We start from the raw sequence: 17,888 nt of genomic DNA, 5'->3' as shown, positions 1-17,888 counted from the left end.
ATTTCGGAAAAAACAGTGTATTTTTCTGGAAAAGCGTGATAGATTTCGATCCTTGTAACTATCTGCAAAGAAGCTACACTGAGTTAAACTAGACCAATCCGGACCAAAGGAGTATGTGGTGAACGCACCATTCAAACACCCCATATCACATGCACTCACCTCATTTAACGGCATCGTTAGTGAGCCGGAGCAGACCGTCGAACAAAAGACAGGGGCAACGGTACATCAGTTTCCCGCGTCGCTCTGGAAGAGTAAGCCGGGAAAGGCAAAGAGTCCCCTCGATGTCGCGATAGAAGGATGCCGTGACTTCTTCTTCAGGGAACAGCTCCCCAAAGGTTACTGGTGGGCGGAGCTCGAATCCAATGTCACCATCACGGCTGAATATATCATGCTGTTCCACTTCCTCGGGCTCGTTGATCGTGAGCGCGAAAGGAAGATGAGTGCATACCTCCTCTCCAAACAGACGGAGGAGGGTTCGTGGACCATTTACTTCGGTGGCCCCGGGGACCTTTCCACGACAATCGAGGCGTACTTCGCGCTGAAACTTGCCGGGTACCCGGCCGACCACCCCGCCATGGAGAAGGCCCGCGCCTTCGTCCTCCAAAAGGGGGGCATCATCAAGGCGCGCGTCTTCACCAAGATCTTCCTCGCCCTTTTCGGCGAGTTCGACTGGCTCGGCGTCCCGAGCATGCCGGTGGAGTTGAACCTGTTGCCCAACTGGGCCTACATCAACGTGTACGAGTTCTCCAGCTGGGCGAGGGCGACCATCATCCCGCTCTCCGTCGTGATGTACCACCGCCCGGTGCACAGGATCGCGGCTTCCCAGCGGGTGCAGGAACTCTTCGTGAGGCCGCCGCGCGCCATCGACTACACCTTCACCAAGGAGGAGGGGATCCTCACCCTGAAGAACTTCTTCATAGGCCTCGACCACGTGCTGAAGGTCTACGAGAGAAGCCCCATCCGCCCTTTCCGCAAGAAGGCGATGGAGAAGGCGGAGGAATGGATCCTGGAGCACCAGGAGGAAACCGGGGACTGGGGAGGCATCCAGCCCGCCATGCTGAACGCGGTCCTGGCGCTTAGCACCCTGGGCTACGAGAACGACCACCCCGTGATGGTGCAGGGGCTTAAGGCCCTCGACAACTTCTGCATCGAAACGGACGACCAGATCGTCCTGCAGTCGTGCATCTCGCCGGTGTGGGACACCGCGCTCGCCTTGAAGGCCCTCGTGGACGCGGGCGTCCCGACCGACCACCCTTCCCTGGTGAAGGGGGCCCAGTGGCTTTTGGAGCGCGAGGTGAAAAAGCCGGGAGACTGGCGCATCAAGTCCCCCGAGCTCGAGCCGGGGGGATGGGCCTTCGAATTCCTGAACGACTGGTACCCGGACGTGGACGACTCCGGCTTCGTCATGATGGCCCTGAAAGACATCAAGGTGAAGGATCCCAAGGCGCTCGAGGAGTCGGTGCGGCGCGGCATCGCCTGGTGCCTCGGCATGCAGAGCAAAAACGGCGGCTGGGGCGCCTTCGACAAGGACAACACGAAGCACTTCCTCAACAAGATCCCCTTCGCCGATCTCGAGGCGCTCATCGATCCGCCGACCGCGGACCTCACCGGGCGCATGCTCGAGCTGATGGGGAGCTTCGGCTACCCGAAGAGCTACCCCGCGGCGGTCAGGGGCCTCGAGTTCCTGAAGAAGAACCAGGAACCTGAAGGGCCCTGGTGGGGACGCTGGGGGGTGAACTACCTCTACGGCACCTGGAGCGTGCTTTGCGGCCTCTCCGCCATCGGTGAGGACATGGAAGCGCCCTACGTCAAGAAGGCGGTGAACTGGATCAAGTCGCGCCAGAACATCGACGGCGGCTGGGGCGAGACCTGCGAGTCGTACCACGACCCGTCCCTTGCGGGGATGGGAGAGAGCACCGCTTCGCAGACGAGCTGGGCGCTTCTCGGGCTCATGGCGGCGGGCGAGGTGAACTGCGCCACCGTGGTGCGCGGCATCCAGTACCTCATCTCGACGCAGAACGCGGATGGCACATGGGACGAGACGCAGTACACCGGGACCGGGTTCCCGAAGTACTTCATGATCAAGTACCACATCTACCGCAACTGCTTCCCGCTCATGGCGCTCGGCACCTACCGGACCCTGACCGGCGGGCTGTCCGAGGAGTAGATGAAGGCTTTCGTCACCGGAGCCACCGGCTTCATCGGCGCGAGCATCGCGCGCGAGCTCATCAAGGACGGCTGGCAGGTGCGCCTGCTCGTCCGCCCCGGCTCGGACCGGCGCAACCTGAAGGGGCTCGACGTCGAGCTGCACGAGGGGGACCTCTCCGAGCGGGAGCCGCTTGTCAGGGGGCTTGCCGGCTGCGACGCACTCTTTCACGCCGCCGCCGATTACCGGCTCTGGACGAAGACGCCGCAGGCGATGTACGACGTGAACGTCACCGGGACCCGCAACATCCTCTCCGCGGCACTTGCTGCCGGGGTGGGGAAAGTGATCTACACGAGCAGCGTCGGCACCCTGGGGAACCCGGGCGACGGGACCCCGGGAAACGAGGCGACGCCGGTCGGCTTCGACGACATGGTCGGGGACTACAAGAAGAGCAAGTTCCTGGCCGAGCGTGCCGCCGAATCGTACCTCGACAAGGGGCTGCCCCTCGTCATCGTGAACCCGTCCACGCCGGTCGGGCCGATGGACGTGAAGCCGACGCCGACGGGAAAGATCATCGTCGATTTTCTGAACGGCAAGATGCCGGCGTATCTCGACACCGGGCTCAACCTGATCGACGTCGAGGCCTGCGCCCGCGGTCACCTGCTCGCCGCGCAGAAAGGTAGGATCGGCCAGAAGTACATCCTGGGGAACAGAAACTTAACCCTCGCCGAGATCTTCGAGATGCTCTCGGCGATCACGGGGCTCAAGGCGCCGCGGGTGAAGCTCCCCTACTACCCGATCCTCATGGCGGCCTACGCGAACCACGCCATCTCCGCCGTCACCGGGCGGGAGCCGCTCATCCCGCTCGCCGGGGTGCAGATGGCAAAGAAGTTCATGTTCTTCGATTCCGGCAAGGCGACCGCCGAGCTCGGATTGCCGCAAAGCCCGGTGGAAGACGCACTCGAGCGCGCCGTGCGGTGGTTCAAGGATAACGGTTACGTCAAGGCATAGCCTAATCAAGCATCATTCTCAGCGACATAACGTCCACCTCCCCTCGGGAGAGGGCCAGGGTGAGGGCGTCGGTAGCAGCAACGCTTCAGTTCAGGGCGACTCCCCTTCACAGAGTAAAGGCTAACGGGGCAGGCGCTGAGAGAGAGGGAGCGGAAGATCACGCTATTCTGGAAGTCTGGCAGCAGCTGTTGGCACGAGATTAACAATGTTACGGGTTCTCAAGGAGATCCATGTACAAACTGCTAAGTAAAATCAACGGTCCCGACGACCTGAAGAAGCTTGATGCCGAGGAGCTTACGCCACTCGCCGACGAGGTGCGCAGCTTCCTCATGGAGAGCGTCGCCAAGACCGGCGGGCACCTCGCGTCGAACCTGGGCGTTGTCGAGCTCTCCATCGCGCTGCACTACTGCTTCAATTCCCCGAAAGACAAGATCGTCTGGGACGTCGGCCACCAGGCCTATACCCACAAGATCCTGACCGGGCGGCGCGACAGCTTCCACACACAGCGCTGCTACAAGGGGATCAGCGGCTTCCCGAAGCGCTCCGAGTCCCCCCACGATCCCTTCGGCGCGGGGCACTCCTCCACGTCGATCTCGGCGGGGCTTGGGCTTGCGGTCGCCAACTCCCTCAGGGGGGGTGACGCGCGCACCATCGCCGTCATAGGAGACGGCTCACTCACCGGCGGCATGGCGCTCGAGGCGCTGAACCAGGCGGGGCACCTCAAAAAGAACCTGATCGTCGTCTTGAACGACAACGAGATGTCCATCTCGAAGAACGTCGGCGCCCTCTCCTCCTTCATCTCCCGGAAGATGACCGGCACCTACTACCGGAACCTGAAAAAGGAGATGGAGGGGCTTCTTGCCGGCATCCCCGCCATCGGCGGCAACATCCTGCACTTCGCCAAGAAGGCGGAGAACTCGCTGAAGGGGTTCCTCACCCCGGGGACCCTTTTCGAGGCGCTCGGCTTCGAGTACGTAGGTCCCATCGCCGGGCACGACATCCAGAACATGCTCGCGGTCCTCGAGAACGTGAAACGCCTGGAAGGGCCGATCCTCGTGCACGTGATGACCAAGAAGGGGAAAGGGTACGCACCGGCCGAGGACATGCCGGACAAGTTCCACGGCGTGGCACCGACGAAACCCGCGAGCGCCGCCCCGGCCAAACCGGCGCCCCCCTCCTACACCCAGGTCTTCGGCGACACCCTGGTGAAGCTCGGCGAAAAGGACGACAAGATCGTAGCCATCACCGCCGCCATGCCCGACGGCACCGGTCTCACCCCCTTCGCGAAACGCTTCCCGGAACGTTTCTTCGACGTCGGGATCGCCGAGCAGCACGCGCTCACCTTCGCGGCCGGCCTCGCCGTGGAGGGATTCCGTCCCGTCGCCGCGATCTACTCGACCTTCACCCAGCGCGCCTACGACCAGGTGTTCCACGACATCTGCCTGCAGAAGCTCCCGGTCACCCTGGCCCTTGACCGCGCAGGGCTTGTCGGCGACGACGGCCCGACGCACCACGGCGCCTTCGACATCTCCTACCTGCGCCACCTCCCGGAACTCACCGTGATGGCCCCGAAGGACGAGAACGAGCTGCAGCACATGCTGAAGACCGCCATCTACCACGGCCGTCCCATCTCGCTTCGCTACCCGCGCGGCGCGGGATACGGCGTCGCCATGGACAAGGATCCCAAGGGGCTCGAGGTCGGCAAGGGCGAGCTTCTCGTAGAGGGTAGCGATCTGACCCTGGTCGCCATCGGCTCCACCGTCTACCCCGCCCTCGAAGCGGCATCCATGTTGAAGCAGAAAGGGATCTTCGCCTCCGTGGTGAACGCCCGCTTCGTGAAGCCGCTCGACCGCGACCTGATCCTCGCCCAGGCGGGGCGTACCGGCTGTGTCGTCACCGTCGAGGAGAATGCACTGCTGGGCGGCTTCGGCAGCGCCGTCCTCGAGGCGATCGCCGACGCCGGGATGACCGCCGTGCGCGTGAAGAGGATCGGGATACCCGACAAGTTCATCGAACAGGGGAGCCAGGCGCAGTTGCGAGCCGACCTCGGCATCGACGCCGCAGGCATCGCCGCCACCTGCCAGGCCTTCCTGCAGGGCGCGGGGAGCACGCATCCCCAGCTTACCGTAGTGAAGTAACGAAACTTTTGAAGCGGACCGGCAACCAGAGCGGGACAGGCTGAAAGAAGAGTAACCTCGGCCTGTCCCGCAGCCGTGTCAGAAACAGAAAAAACCAGAGACGAGAAGGATATATCTACGATGCGTTTTCCGATGCGACTGAATTACGACCTGACCCGCTACATCATGAGCAACAAGATGAACAAGGTGGAGAAGTATCCCCTCGTTCTCATGCTTGAGCCCACCCACCTTTGCAACCTGGCATGTTCCGGCTGCGGCAGGATCCGCGAGTACGCCGACACCATTCAGGAGATGATGACCCTTGAGGAGTGCCTGGACTCGGTGGACCAGTGCCCGGCACCGGTAGTCACGATAACCGGCGGCGAGCCCTTCCTCTACCCGCACATCTTCGAGCTGATCGACGCGGTCCTCGAGCGCGGCAAGCACATCTACCTCTGCACCAACGCGCTGCTTTTGGAGAAGGCGCTCGACACCCTGAAGCCGCATCCGAACTTCGTACTGAACGTCCACCTGGACGGGATGGAAGAGACCCACGACCGCATCCTTGAGCGTCCCGGCACCTTCAAGATCGCCATGTCCGCCATCAAGAAGGCCAAGGCCCTCGGCTTCCGTCTCTGCACCAACACCACCATCTTCAAGGAAACGAACCTCATCGAGATCGAGATGCTCTTCTCGCACCTGCGCGACATGGGCGTCGACGGCTTCCTGGTCGCCCCCGGTTTCGGCTACGAGGCGGTAGGCGAGAAGCTTTTCCTCGAGCGTCGCGAGATCCAGAAGAAATTCGAAGAAGTGTACGAGATGAGCAAGCGCTTCCGTTTCTTCTCGACGCCTATGTACCTGAGATTCCTGAAGGGAGACAAGGATCTCGAGTGCACCCCTTGGGGGAACCCGACCCGCAACCCTCGCGGCTGGAAGGCCCCCTGCTACCTGATCACCGACGAGCACTACGGCAGTTTCGCCGAGATGATGGAGAAGACCCAGTGGGACAAGTACGGCGTAGGCAAGGACCAGCGTTGCGCCCAGTGCATGATGCACTGCGGTTTCGAGCCCACCGTCGTCTCCGAGATCGGCAAGAGCTGGAAAGACATGTGGGAGATGTTCCTCTGGAACCTGTCCTAAAACGGAGAGTTTGATCATAGTTAGAAAACAAGAAGGGGCAGCCTCACGGCTGCCCCTTCCTCGTTTGCACTGACGGCAGATTAAATTTATAATCCTGAACGCCCTGCGCACTCGGGAAAACCTACTTACGTCGCCGTTTGGGAAGAGATAGGCGGAGAGATCCGACTTGTGGAGCTAACTTATGTTGGAACGCACGAAAAAGCCCCCTACTGACAATAAAGCAGAAGCCCGCTTCATCGGCAGCCAGGACAAGATCAGTATGCTCCGGCACTACGCCAAAGAAATCGGTGTGTTGGAGGCAAGCGAACACCTCACCGTCGAAGAAGCATTTCCGGGGTATGCCGAAAACCCTAAAGGGATGGCCCTGAAAGGTGCACGGCACCGTGAAGGCCTGACTCAGCGGCAACTTGCGGAGTTGACAGGTATTCCGCAAAGGCACATCTCGGAATTGGAAAGTGGCAAACGGCAGATGGGAAAGGAATGGGCCCGAAGGGTTAGTAAAGCGCTCAATGTAAGCGACTATAGAGTCTTCTTATAGTTGGTTTGTGGCAAGCTGTCTCAGTTGACGCGAACATGGTGGTACTGCTTGAAAGAGAGCGTCGGGTGAAATTGTCAAGAATCAAGACCTGACCCTCATGCGTTCTTGCGTTGCAATGAACTGCACGCACTCTCTCGCGTGGCTCATCGCGATGAGGTGCCCACCGTCGACCAGGAGGTCTACTGATTTTGGCGGTGGGATTACCATGTCGTGCCTACCGTGGAGTCGTAATACCTGTGTAGTGGTTCGACCGAGGCCATCCCATTTGAATATTGCAGCGCACATAGTCCGGACAAATGCTGACTCAGCGTCTGCAAACATCTGTGCCAACTCCAAGGGGACTTTACCGGCAGATAGTCTCACCAACTCGATCGGAGCAACCTTTACGAGGGGATGTAGAAAGGTGAGAAGTCTACTGACTTCCTCCTTTTGGGCTGCACTACCGATCAGATACAAGCGACGGATTTTCCGAATCTTTGTTATCTCACAAGCAACCATTCCGCCTAGGGAGGAGCCAATCAAATTGTCTCCATCCTTGATAAGGCAGGAATCACACATCGACTCTGCCATCTCCTGTAAGCTTGTTTCCCCCGAATACCTTACCCAGTTATGAGGCACAAAATCGGGAAGAGAGGACCAGGGTACCGGATACATTCTGTTATCTGCGCCCATACCAGGCAGTGCATGGATCATACATTTCCCGTTGCACCCACTTTCTGCGGGTTTCTTTGCGTCCTCTGCGTCTCCCCGGTTCAATGCCTTGGGTTTTACCAACGGCTGTCGGATGACCGGCGGAGCGTTCAACTTGTAGCACCGGGGGACGTTGGAGCACCGGGGGACGTTGGAGCACCGGGGGACGTTGGTAAGTTAAGTTATGTAAGTTATTTTATTTTCGCCCGTGCCTATCCTTCTTTGCCTCTTCAATCGCGAGCATCACGGCAACGTGAGAACGGGCGGTTATCTTGGCCAAAACAGCTAGTGTGGCTCCTGTCCTTTCGTGAGCAGAGAAATAAAACTCACGTCGGGCTCTGCTGTCTCGGCATATCTCCTCCACGCCTAAAAACTTACATAACTTACCAACGTCCCGTCCCCTCCGTCCCCTCTTATAACTTACCAACGTCCCGTCCCCTCGTCCCCTCTTACTTGTTGGTGACCCTCTTTTTCCGTAAGTCCATAAAGCGCCTCGGCCTATTCGTCTCACAAAAATTCCCGATCCCTTTTTTAATCACTAGTGCTGTAAGACCAATAGCTAAAGAGGGAACAAAAATCTTAAAATCAGCTAGTACTCCAATGACCGCATTAGCCATAAAGCCTTCGTTACATAGGGCATTCAGCCCCCCGTAAACCCAAGCCTTATATGTCTCAGAATTTTCGTCACAGACATAGCCGTACAGCTTTCGCTTAACACCACCGAAGATAATTTGTGAGGCATGTCGATTTTTTACGACATCAGCTGAAGTTGGAAGCAGAAGTCTAGTTTCGTGAGGTAAGAGCTTGCGTGAAAGTATGTCAACCTTCAAGATGAACTCTTTTACCTGTTGTGGGATTCGCGCCCCCAACTCTTCCTCGATATCTTGCTCATTCAGTCCCCTTCTTAGCAGATTCAGAGCGTCTTGGTGAATCTGTGCCTCATCCATTACTTCTGGGTGTACTTTGGCCAGCGCTGCAATAGCGCCCTCTTGGTCAAAGCGGTCGATGGCCTCGCGACGAAAGATGTCTCGTTGTGATTTAGACGTAATGACATTTTCATTACGAAGGGCTTCTGCCATGAGTGGTTCAGCTGAAATCAGATCCTGACATCTGAGGTGAGTTACTGCCAACAATACGGTAGCTTCTAAAAAGAGGCGGGTATTTTTGCTTGCCTCGCGGCGAACAAAGCTGAACCCTTGTTTCGCAGTGTCTAGATCCCAAGCTTCAAGAGCTGATTCATATAATTTAAGATAGGCTTCAAGAACTCGATGCTTATGCTGGTAGCGCTCCAAGATGGGACGGAGGTCATCAAGTGCAATTTTTGCCTTTTTCAGGTCTCCGGATTCTGCTGCAGTTGCAAGAATGTTCTCAAGCCGATGAACTCGCTCAAGTTGCTGCTCGGGAATTTTTATTGGTCTACTCATTCCTTATCCTTCATGCAACGGGATTGCGGATGACCGGCGGCGGGTTTATCGCCGACTGGTCCATGCGCATGTTATCCGTTCCAGATGCGAAAACCTTTAATCGCAACAACAATTCCTATGATAGCTGCAACTCCTAGAAGTATAATGGCTGGCACAGCAATAAATGGATTGTCGAACAGAGAATTAACTATTCGTTCTTTGAGATTCTTCCCTTTTGCCTGATTATGTTCATGTAAATAAAGATCGATTTGTAGTTCAAATTCCGCCTGAACTCTCTCAATTTTGTGTTGTGAATCAATAGCATCCAGAAGAGGTTGGCTCGCCACGTCACGAAGCATCTTCTGCAATTCCTGAACCTTGTATGTTTCAACTTCCTGGAGTCGTTGGTGGAGAAGGCTGCGAAGTATCGCTTTAATATCGCCTTCTTTGGCTTTTTTCCCGTGAACTAAGTGAACATCCTTTAGAACTTTAAGAGCCTCGTCCCCAGACGTATGTAATTCCTCTTCGACAACCTCCTGAACACCTCTTGCAGTAATTCCTGATGGCAATATTCCACGACCATTCATTACTTCGAAAACTCCGTTAACTCTTTGTTTGAAGGCAATATCCCTCTCACAAAAACGTCGCGTCCAGGTTTCCTTAATTTTAGATTCAAACATTTTGGCTCTCTTCGGATAACGGCTTGGGAGAACAGCGGCGGTTTTAGGCCGCTGCTTCTGCCCGGTTGGGCATGATTATCCTTTTCCGTTTTCCGGTTGCGCTTTCTCTTCCTCTAGCTTTTTGAAGAACTCATCTCTGGCTCTTTGGTTGTCTTCCATGTTCTGAAAATAAACAGAGTAGCCACCAAAGTTTGAGTAGGTTCTGAGTTCATCAATTGCAGCTTTGTCATAAATCATTCCGCTGTTTTTTCCCAGAAAGTAAACATTGATGCCTGTAAATATTAAAGTCAGGACCGACAGTAAAGCTCCCTTGAAGCAGAATATGTAATCAGGGATGGCAGTTATTCCCAAAGAAATTGTTGCGTTTTGAGGTAGCGGCATGAACCCCAACGGATAGACTACCCCAATGTAAAACAGGGACATCGAGGCGATAATTGACCATCTGATAACAGGTGAGGATTCGGCGTTGTCTGATAATTCTTCTACGAGGTCATTTAGAAGCATAATGTGGTGTTTGATGTCAGCTATTAGGTCATAGATCTCGTTTTGTTCTTCTCTTATTTGGCTTTCTTCTGCGATTTCGGCCACAGATTTGACATGCATAAAGGCATCAGCAGTTGATTTAGAATAGGCCTTGAATTTCATGATTTGGTCTATTCTCTCTATAAGACCAGCCCTTTTGACAAACAATGGCAGGGTGCTTGTAAAATAATATTCTTCAGCAGTGGCTGGTAACTCACCCGATTTTGCCTTTTCTTGGATTTTCTTGGTTTCCTTGTTGAAGCAATACTGGCAATACCAGCCAATTCTCCGGTATTTTGCAAGTTCCATATATTTCTTGGATTCGTTGAGGAATGAATTCATCCGGCGTTTGTTGCTCTCAAATTGAGCCTGATTACTGATAATTTTGGTAATTATGAAGGCAGAGAATACGGCCACAATAGCCGCCGCCGATTGTGCAGTAGAGCTGAAAAACCAGTTCCAATCCATTACGTTTTCTCCAGGGAATTTGGAATGCTCTAACATCCTGGCCATTCATCACATTTTTTCTGCATAACATAGTATTGACCGGTCAGGAAAGTTACCTATATAGGATGCTGGCTACCTATATAGGCAACTTGTTTCTTATACAGGTGACCACCATCGGCTACCTATATAAGAAACTTCCGTATTAGAGAGCGGAAATCGTGGACGCCCATAAAAATATAAAAAAGTGACCACCTCTGCGTGTTTGGGTGTCTTCCACCAAAGATGACTGAGACGACTGGGGCAGGCTTGCAATGCAGCAAAGTTAACTGTCTGAACGGTAGAGATTGTACTTCGCAAGCCTCAGCCCAGATTTCCCCAGGCCCACCCCTCTCACATCAAACCAAGGGAGCTCTTGCTGAACGCCTTGGCATAGTAACTGTCGTCGGGCTTGGCAAAGACGACAATATTGCTGCCGGTGTCAAATACCCGCTTCGGCTCGGCGATGAGATCCAGCGACAGAACGGTGAATAGACTGTCCTGCTTGATCAACAGCAATTTCTTGATGTTGTCGCTGTTCAGCATGTAGAGGTAGCCCAGGACATCGTCGGAAACCAGATCTGTGAAGGTATGCCCGAGATTGCCGGCATAGGTGATGTCGTCGGGGGAAGATGAAGATGAGATGAACATGTTGCCTGATCCGGTGACGACACGGGTGCCGCTGTTGATGATACGGATGGGCGCCCCGAATAGGTAATCGCCATGGTAGCGGGAATCGCCGATGGCGTCGATGCCGCCGGTCGTGGTGTTGAGGGTCAGGCGGTGCATGTCCGATGGAGACAGGTCGCTGTCCAATGCATATGCAACACCGACACCCGGGTTGTAGGTGAACTCGCTGAGAGGGTACCAGTAGCTTTTAGTCGAGACTACCTGTCCGTTTTCAAGGTTGATGGTCTCATAGGTGTTGGACGGCCCCCAGGTGCTCGCGCTGGCCACCAGCACGAATTTGGACGTCATCGGCACCAAAGCGGTGACCGAGACCAGGGAGTCGGCGAGATAGGTCAGTGTCTCATCGGATACCTTCAGTCGGTAGATCTTGCCCGTCGGGTACCCAAGCAGCAAAGATCCGCCGGTGTTCTCTACCGCCAAAGCCTGCGGTGCGGACGGCAGCACTATATCCTTTTCACGCACCAGGGTATTGGCATTGTAGACTGCGAGCGTCTTCGCGCTGGAGTCGAAAATGTAGAACTTCTGGTCCACCTTGTCTTGAAGGATCTTCGTAACGAACTGCCGGATCTTGGTGTACCCCGGGTACTTGTTCAAGGCCACGGTCAGATTCATCGATCCGGTGGTGGCGGTGGGATCCGACGGAGCAACCGGATCAAAGAGAATTTCCGCTGCGACCTCGGCACCGGCAATCACGTTGACATCCACGGCCCCGTTGTAGAGAACGGATTCACCGCTGAAGACCTTTGCGTCAACGTGCCAGTACCCCTTCTCCAAGTCGGTTATGGTGCCCGTTGCCACGTTGTTAGTCACGGTCATCTGTTTTACGATGTCGGGATAGCCGGTTCGAGAAAGGATAGCCTCTACGCTGGTGATGGTTGTCTCTACGGCCGTCGTGGCCGCGACAGCCTTCGCCGCCCCCTGCGCGCTCTGCTGCAGGCTGGCCAGATCGATCTTGAAAGAAACTGCTCCGGTCGGCCCGTTCGTCGTCGATGCCCCGCCGCCTCCGCCGCATCCTGCCATGACCAGCAGCACCACCAGCAAATACCACATTCCTCTTCTCATCTCTCCTCCTTTTGCCATCTCCTTCTCTGTGGTAGCAAATACCGCAGGGAAGCTTGGCCCCGGCGGGATTGTAGTTATCCTTAACGCACTTCTAAGCGCAGACAGACTCAACACCCAAAAGGCCTGGTGTGGACATCCCGTACAGACATCGGATTCACAGTCGAAATATTTCTGCAATACTAAGGAGAAATACTGATTCCTGAAGGAGGCCACATGGCGCTGAAAGATAACTTTCATGCCTTTGCCCGTTCATCGGCTGAGGCGCTCGGTTCCCCCTATGCGTTCGCGATTGCCATTGTGGTGCTGGTACTTTGGGCGGCAATGGGGCCGGTTTTCGGGTTTTCGGACACGTGGCAACTGATCATCAATACCGCCACGACCATCGTCACGTTTCTGATGGTGTTCCTTATTCAGAACACACAGAACCGCGATGCGCGGGCTCTACATCTCAAGCTCGACGAGCTTCTCAAAGCCCAGAAAGGCGCACGGAACTCGCTCGTAGACCTCGAGGATCTGACCGACCATGAACTGGACCGTCTCCAGGCGGAATTTGCACGGATAAGAAAGAAGAAGTCGCCGGAGAAATAGCCCCACGGTCCCTGTTCCATGTCGCGAGGTGACCGACGGAGTACCAATTCAGCGCCTGCGCGTTTTAATGCACGCGTTTAAATTCACTGCGCCCGCGTTGCAATTCACCATGTCCACGTTGCAATTCACCATGTCGACGTTGCAACTCACCACGTCGACGTTGCAACTCACCATGTCCACGTTGCAACTCACCATGTCCACGTTGCAACTCACTACGTCCGCGTTGCAACTCACCATGTCCACGTTGCAACTCACCATGTCGACATTGCAACTCACCATGTCCACGTTGCAACTCACCACGTCGACGTTGCGACTTACTACGTCCGCGTTCCAATTTGCCACGCCTACGTTTTAATTCACTACGTACACGTTTCAATCCACCATGCACGCGTTCCAAATTTGTCCGCCCCGTTGCAGTTTGTAATATACGGGTGGGAATTCGTAGTCCTAAAGATCTTCCGCGGCGGTCGGGAGCACGCCGCATGCCTCGCGCAGTTGACGCGCCACTTCCTCGGCGACACGTCTTCCTTCCACGCCATCGCCAACGGTGATGCCGGTGCCGTCACTGCATTGGGCGGTGATACGGTACAGCAACCGCGCACAGGGACCTGTACCGCGCGCGCCGCTTCTCTCCGGCTCGACCCGCCTCACCGCTACCGCCGCGATGCGGGATGCGGGGAGGGAGAGCCCCATGAAACGGCGCACCACGTTCAATTCACCTGCACCGGCGCTCACTTCAAGGGAGTTCCCCGACAGCCAGACGGAATAGAGCAGCAGGCCGCCACCGATCAAACCGAATAGCGGCAGCATGACGGCTTCCGCCCCCGGGTTCTTCAACACGACAATGATGACGCCCCCCAGAAACCACGCGCTGAAAAAGGCGGACAGCAAGGCGCTCTTCGCGTTGCGCCGACAGGGAAAGAGCAACTGCACTCCTGCTGGATGGTGTCGGACTCGGACCGTGCGGGGGGGGAGATCCATGGGGGGCTTCAGCTCGCAAGCCAAGGGAACCGTCAGTTGGGAGCGCTTGGGCCGTCCGGCCCTCAGCACCGGTATGATGAAGCTTCGGTCGAGTTCCAGACCGGGCAGTTCGGCGGTTATCCGTATCGTCCAGACATGCACGTTGCTGCTCGACATCTGGTTGGCGGGAACGGCAAAGCGAAACGCGATTCTTGTGCCGACGCCGGCCGGCGTCGATGTGGCATATCCTCTCTCATCCCACATCAGTTCCATGTGGGTGTCATCATCCCTTTTGATGCCTCTTTCGCAGCGAAGGGAAACCAGAAAGACGTTGTCGGCGCTGTAGCGGACCGGGAGGTCGATACTCCCTCCGGCTTCACCGCCGATCGACGCTGGAAAAGGGTCCATCTGCAGACGGATTTCACCGAGATCCCGCATCTGGCGCCTTTTCTTGAACGCCTGCCAGAAAAGCCGCAGCCCCACCAACGGGAACAGCAGGCCGAGTGCCGCCAACGCCTCGCCTTTGATGAGCGCATTGAGACAGATGAAGCCGGTAGGTTGCGCGACGGCATTCCACAAGATGGCACCCCACCAGCAAAAGGCTACCTCCCGGCCGTTTGCCGGTGGGATCGCCGCATCCCCGGTCGTCGCCTGCTCCTGGTTAAACCGGATCATGAAATGGTTCCCTCCTGAGCCAGACATTTTCCTACAAGTCTTTTAATTCTTTTTCATTTTTCTGTCAAAGAATATCTAAATATTCAGTTATAAACCCCGGCCAATTGGGCAGGACAAAGAAAACTGACATCCTCAAGCAGCAAAGCAAACAGGAGACGAAGTGCTATAGTCATATCTGCGGGTTGATGTCACAAATCACGGAGGAATGGAAGATGGGGCAATACCAGATTGGAGTAATCGTGGGGAGTCTGCGTCGGGATTCCATCAACAGAAAGCTTGCCAATGCACTGGTAAAGCTGGGCCCTGCGGAGTTCTCTTTCAAGTTTTTGGAAATAGGCGACCTGCCGCTCTACAACCAGGATGACGATGACAAGCAGGCCCAGTCGGTGGTCCGGCTCAAGAGTGAAGTACAAGGATGCTCCGGTCTCATCTTCGTGACGCCGGAATACAACCGCTCCATGCCTGGCGTACTTAAAAACGCGCTCGACAACGCCTCGCGCCCCTACGGGACGAGCGCCTGGACCGGCAAACCGACCGGCATCCTCGGGGCATCGATCGGGCAAATCGGTTCCGCGATGGCACAGCAGCACCTGCGCAACACGCTCGCCTACCTCGATGCACCGACCATGGGGCAGCCCGAGGTGTTCATCCAGGTGAAGGATGGCTTCTTCGCCGGGGATGGGAACATCGCGAGCCCCGACACGGTTAAGTTCCTGCAGGGGTGGATGGACCGCTACGTCCAGTGGGTGAAGAGGCACGCGGAATAAGCCGTCCGCGAGGAACAATATGGCGCAGACAAGAAGGCCCCCGTCGCACAGACGGGGGCCTTCTTGTTGACGGTGGTCCGGTTCGACCTGCTCGGGGCGGGACGGGGGAGGCGGTTTGCTAGTAAAGGCAAATCCCCCCTGTCCCCCCTTCGCCAAGGCTATGGGGGGCAGGCTCCCCCTTCGCCAAGGCTATGGGGGGCAGGCTCCCCCTTCGCAAAGGGGGGGACGTTATGGCTCAGGTGGCACTTCGTGGATAACTGCACTCGCTGTTCCAGATTTCCTGAAGAACCTTCGCAAGGGGTGACTCGAAGCTTCGGGCTCCACTAGCAGGTTCCCTTTTACGGGTAAACATGCTATTAATGAGCGCCGAGAACCCCTATGAGAAGTGACCGCGTCAACCATATCCGTCCCCAGGCCCTGGTGATTTTCCTGGTCATCCTGTCCCTGCTCTTTGCAGGTGCGAGGGTGCCCGACCTCTCGCGTCCCCATCGTCCGAAGCCGCTACATCGCGTCACCTTCGAACTCCAACAGAAGAATATTTCCAGCCAGTTCAAGCAGCACCACGACCTGGTCGCCGTGTTGCCGAAGGTGGTCGAGTCCGTTGCCGTCACCGGTTACGGCACCGTCGTCCAGGCGACCCCGACGCTGCGCCGCTCCCCCGCCGTCATCCCCCACTCCGGCCGTGCCCCTCCTAGACAACCCCAAGGCTGATCCACACTGACAATTCGTATCCTGCACCGACCGACGTCGGTAAAGGAAATCCGGCTCGCGCCGCGTCACCCGGCACAGTACCCGAATGCGCCACGCACAGCGCTTGGCTCATCGCGTCCATGGTTCGAAGCCGCATGCGCGCTCTGAGTGCCGTCGCGACCGAGTGCCGTCCTGCCGGGATTCGCCGCGACGCACCGCTTTGAGCGCGGGTAAGACGCCCAGGTGCACCTCTGCGTGCTGCACCGCTCCAGCAACTCGCCTGCCGGAGCTGCCGAGCCTTCGTCTGCGCATCTCCTGCGCCGGACGGCAAAGCCTTATGGAGAACCGCATGAAAAGCAGTGTTTTGGTCTTTCTTTTTCTGACGATTTTCGGCATCCGGACCTCTCATGCCGCCTGCAACTGCGAGGACTGGATGGACCGGGGGGGATATTGCGTCGATTACGTCAAGTCGAGGATCCCCTCGTTTCCCATACCGATGCGTGACGACATGCCAACCCTCAAGAACGCCGAGGTCACCGAGATCACCGAGGGGGACGTCGCCATTTTCACCGTCAAGAGCTACTGGCACGTGGCTTATGTGGAGAGGGTGCACCGCAACGCACAGGGCGAACCGATATCTATAGATGTGAGCGAAATGAACTTCGGCGACGAGCCGACCTTCCAGGAGTTCAGGTCAAAGTGGAGAACGACGAGCCGGGAGGAATGGAACCGGGCCCTTTGTTGCGGGATCACCGACAACTACGACGAGATCACCACACGTAAAAACGTGGACATAGCGACGGTGCGCCAGATCTGGTCCCCCGACGATGCCGCACGCGAAGAGACTGCCCGGGGCCGCCTCAAGGCGCTCATGGGAAGGGTGAAAGAGGTCATCAACCGCTTCTACGACCTTGCGGACATCTAGAAAGGGAACATGGCGCGGCGAGACAGGAACGGGCCCAACGCTTTAGCAGGGTCAGATGACGCGTTTCGCCCCAAGGTACCGGGAGTTGTAATAGTCGCTATTCATGTCGGAGACGGTGACCTCCCCCCTCCCGGATGATGCATGGATCATCTTGCCGTCGCCAAGGTAGATGCCGACGTGAGACGGATAGGAGGCGTAGGTCTGGAAAAAGACCAGGTCCCCCTTTTGGAGGTCGCCCGGGGCGACATCGCTGCCCACGGCGATCTGTTCGCGCGCCGTCCTGGGGAGGCTTATGTGATGAGCCTGGAAGACCTGCTGGACGAAGCTCGAGCAGTCGATGCCGCTCGGCCCCTCCCCGCCAAAAAGGTAAGGCGTGCCGAGGAACTCCGAGGCGGTACGGCTGATGCCGTCGGCCTCGGCGTCCCGTGTCGTGGAAGAGGACGGCATCGACGCCTCCCACTCCTGCGCTTCCGCCGTCTCCAGCGCCGCGGTGCTCCGCATCTGCCTGCCGGGTGTCCGGTCGAGGCCCTGCAGGAGCGCGGCAATGGCCCGCTCGCTCCGGGTGGCAGCGTCCTGGCGATCGCCGGACAGGGCGAGGGTACTTTGCATCATCTGGATGCGGAGCAGTTCCGCGGCGGTCTGCGGCGATACCGGCTTCGCCTCTTCGGGGGTGCTCATCGAATTCAGCAGGGACTGGAAATCCGTAGTGGCGGAGTCGTTCTTCTTCTGCACGCGGACGTCACGCGGCGATGCGGTCAAGGCTTGTGTCTGCAGCGGGTTGATTGCCATCGTTTTTCCCAT

The 17,888-nt window shown here is 56.9% G+C and carries 17 protein-coding genes; 9 read left to right on the top strand and 8 right to left on the bottom strand.

The annotated features are described in order from the left end of the window. The first annotated feature begins 118 nt into the window (after window positions 1-118). The 5 genes from shc (at window position 119) to D6Z24_RS10945 (ending at window position 6,952) form a co-directional block, all read left to right on the top strand. On the top strand, window positions 119-2,167 hold the full coding sequence (gene shc, locus D6Z24_RS10970; protein ID WP_129126635.1) for a squalene--hopene cyclase: 2,049 nt from the start codon (window positions 119-121) through the stop codon (window positions 2,165-2,167). Next, the gene (hpnA, locus tag D6Z24_RS10965; RefSeq protein WP_129126634.1) at window positions 2,168-3,157 is read left to right on the top strand and encodes a hopanoid-associated sugar epimerase; all 990 of its coding nucleotides are present in this window, start codon (window positions 2,168-2,170) and stop codon (window positions 3,155-3,157) included. 230 nt (window positions 3,158-3,387) lie between these two features. Further along, window positions 3,388-5,295 (top strand): 1-deoxy-D-xylulose-5-phosphate synthase, encoded by a 1,908-nt coding sequence (gene dxs / locus D6Z24_RS10960; protein WP_129126633.1) that lies wholly within the window; start codon window positions 3,388-3,390, stop codon window positions 5,293-5,295. 120 nt (window positions 5,296-5,415) lie between these two features. Next, window positions 5,416-6,414, top strand: coding sequence for an adenosyl-hopene transferase HpnH (gene hpnH, locus D6Z24_RS10955; RefSeq protein WP_129126632.1), 999 nt, complete (start codon window positions 5,416-5,418; stop codon window positions 6,412-6,414). A 181-nt stretch (window positions 6,415-6,595) separates the two neighbouring features. After that, window positions 6,596-6,952: a helix-turn-helix domain-containing protein gene (locus tag D6Z24_RS10945; RefSeq protein WP_129126631.1), complete on the top strand. Its 357-nt coding sequence runs from the start codon at window positions 6,596-6,598 to the stop codon at window positions 6,950-6,952. An 81-nt stretch (window positions 6,953-7,033) separates the two neighbouring features. On the opposite strand, the gene D6Z24_RS22080 is transcribed toward D6Z24_RS10945, so the two are convergent. The 5 genes from D6Z24_RS22080 to D6Z24_RS10925 all read right to left on the bottom strand — a co-directional run bounded on the left by D6Z24_RS22080 (window position 7,034) and on the right by D6Z24_RS10925 (window position 12,482). Further along, complete coding sequence (locus D6Z24_RS22080) at window positions 7,034-7,624, bottom strand: hypothetical protein (protein WP_407925419.1); 591 nt, start codon at window positions 7,622-7,624, stop codon at window positions 7,034-7,036. Between the two features lie 467 nt (window positions 7,625-8,091). Further along, window positions 8,092-9,066 (bottom strand): hypothetical protein, encoded by a 975-nt coding sequence (locus D6Z24_RS10940; protein ID WP_129126630.1) that lies wholly within the window; start codon window positions 9,064-9,066, stop codon window positions 8,092-8,094. A 71-nt stretch (window positions 9,067-9,137) separates the two neighbouring features. Next, window positions 9,138-9,725 carry a hypothetical protein gene (locus tag D6Z24_RS10935; protein WP_129126629.1) on the bottom strand — a complete coding sequence of 196 codons (588 nt, stop codon included), beginning with the start codon at window positions 9,723-9,725 and terminating at the stop codon, window positions 9,138-9,140. Window positions 9,726-9,800: 75 nt separating this feature from the next. Beyond that, window positions 9,801-10,715 carry a hypothetical protein gene (locus D6Z24_RS10930; RefSeq protein ID WP_129126628.1) on the bottom strand — a complete coding sequence of 305 codons (915 nt, stop codon included), beginning with the start codon at window positions 10,713-10,715 and terminating at the stop codon, window positions 9,801-9,803. A 369-nt stretch (window positions 10,716-11,084) separates the two neighbouring features. After that, complete coding sequence (locus tag D6Z24_RS10925; protein WP_129126627.1) at window positions 11,085-12,482, bottom strand: hypothetical protein; 1,398 nt, start codon at window positions 12,480-12,482, stop codon at window positions 11,085-11,087. A gap of 213 nt (window positions 12,483-12,695) precedes the next feature. Between D6Z24_RS10925 and D6Z24_RS10920 the strand changes: the two genes are divergently transcribed. Beyond that, window positions 12,696-13,070: a low affinity iron permease family protein gene (locus D6Z24_RS10920; protein WP_129126626.1), complete on the top strand. Its 375-nt coding sequence runs from the start codon at window positions 12,696-12,698 to the stop codon at window positions 13,068-13,070. A 48-nt stretch (window positions 13,071-13,118) separates the two neighbouring features. Here the strand turns inward: D6Z24_RS10920 and D6Z24_RS10915 are convergent, their stop codons facing one another. Further along, the gene (locus D6Z24_RS10915; protein ID WP_129126625.1) at window positions 13,119-13,412 is read right to left on the bottom strand and encodes a hypothetical protein; all 294 of its coding nucleotides are present in this window, start codon (window positions 13,410-13,412) and stop codon (window positions 13,119-13,121) included. Between the two features lie 105 nt (window positions 13,413-13,517). Beyond that, the gene (locus D6Z24_RS10910; protein WP_129126624.1) at window positions 13,518-14,705 is read right to left on the bottom strand and encodes a hypothetical protein; all 1,188 of its coding nucleotides are present in this window, start codon (window positions 14,703-14,705) and stop codon (window positions 13,518-13,520) included. Between the two features lie 212 nt (window positions 14,706-14,917). Here D6Z24_RS10910 and D6Z24_RS10905 point away from each other — a divergent pair, with 212 nt between their 5' ends. The 3 genes from D6Z24_RS10905 (at window position 14,918) to D6Z24_RS10895 (ending at window position 17,087) form a co-directional block, all read left to right on the top strand. Further along, a complete protein-coding gene (locus D6Z24_RS10905; RefSeq protein WP_129126623.1) occupies window positions 14,918-15,472 on the top strand; it encodes an NADPH-dependent FMN reductase in 555 nt (184 codons plus the stop codon). Between the two features lie 378 nt (window positions 15,473-15,850). Continuing rightward, a complete protein-coding gene (locus D6Z24_RS10900) occupies window positions 15,851-16,183 on the top strand; it encodes a hypothetical protein (protein ID WP_129126622.1) in 333 nt (110 codons plus the stop codon). A gap of 328 nt (window positions 16,184-16,511) precedes the next feature. Further along, window positions 16,512-17,087, top strand: coding sequence for a hypothetical protein (locus D6Z24_RS10895; protein WP_246014643.1), 576 nt, complete (start codon window positions 16,512-16,514; stop codon window positions 17,085-17,087). Between the two features lie 51 nt (window positions 17,088-17,138). On the opposite strand, the gene D6Z24_RS10890 is transcribed toward D6Z24_RS10895, so the two are convergent. Continuing rightward, complete coding sequence (locus tag D6Z24_RS10890) at window positions 17,139-17,876, bottom strand: C40 family peptidase (protein WP_129126621.1); 738 nt, start codon at window positions 17,874-17,876, stop codon at window positions 17,139-17,141. Window positions 17,877-17,888 lie beyond the last annotated feature (12 nt).

Source organism: Geomonas oryzae, assembly GCF_004117875.1.
In the GTDB taxonomy this organism is placed as follows: domain Bacteria; phylum Desulfobacterota; class Desulfuromonadia; order Geobacterales; family Geobacteraceae; genus Geomonas; species Geomonas oryzae.
Note: the sequence above shows the minus strand (reverse complement) of the source record. Positions and strands in the feature narration are given on the sequence as shown.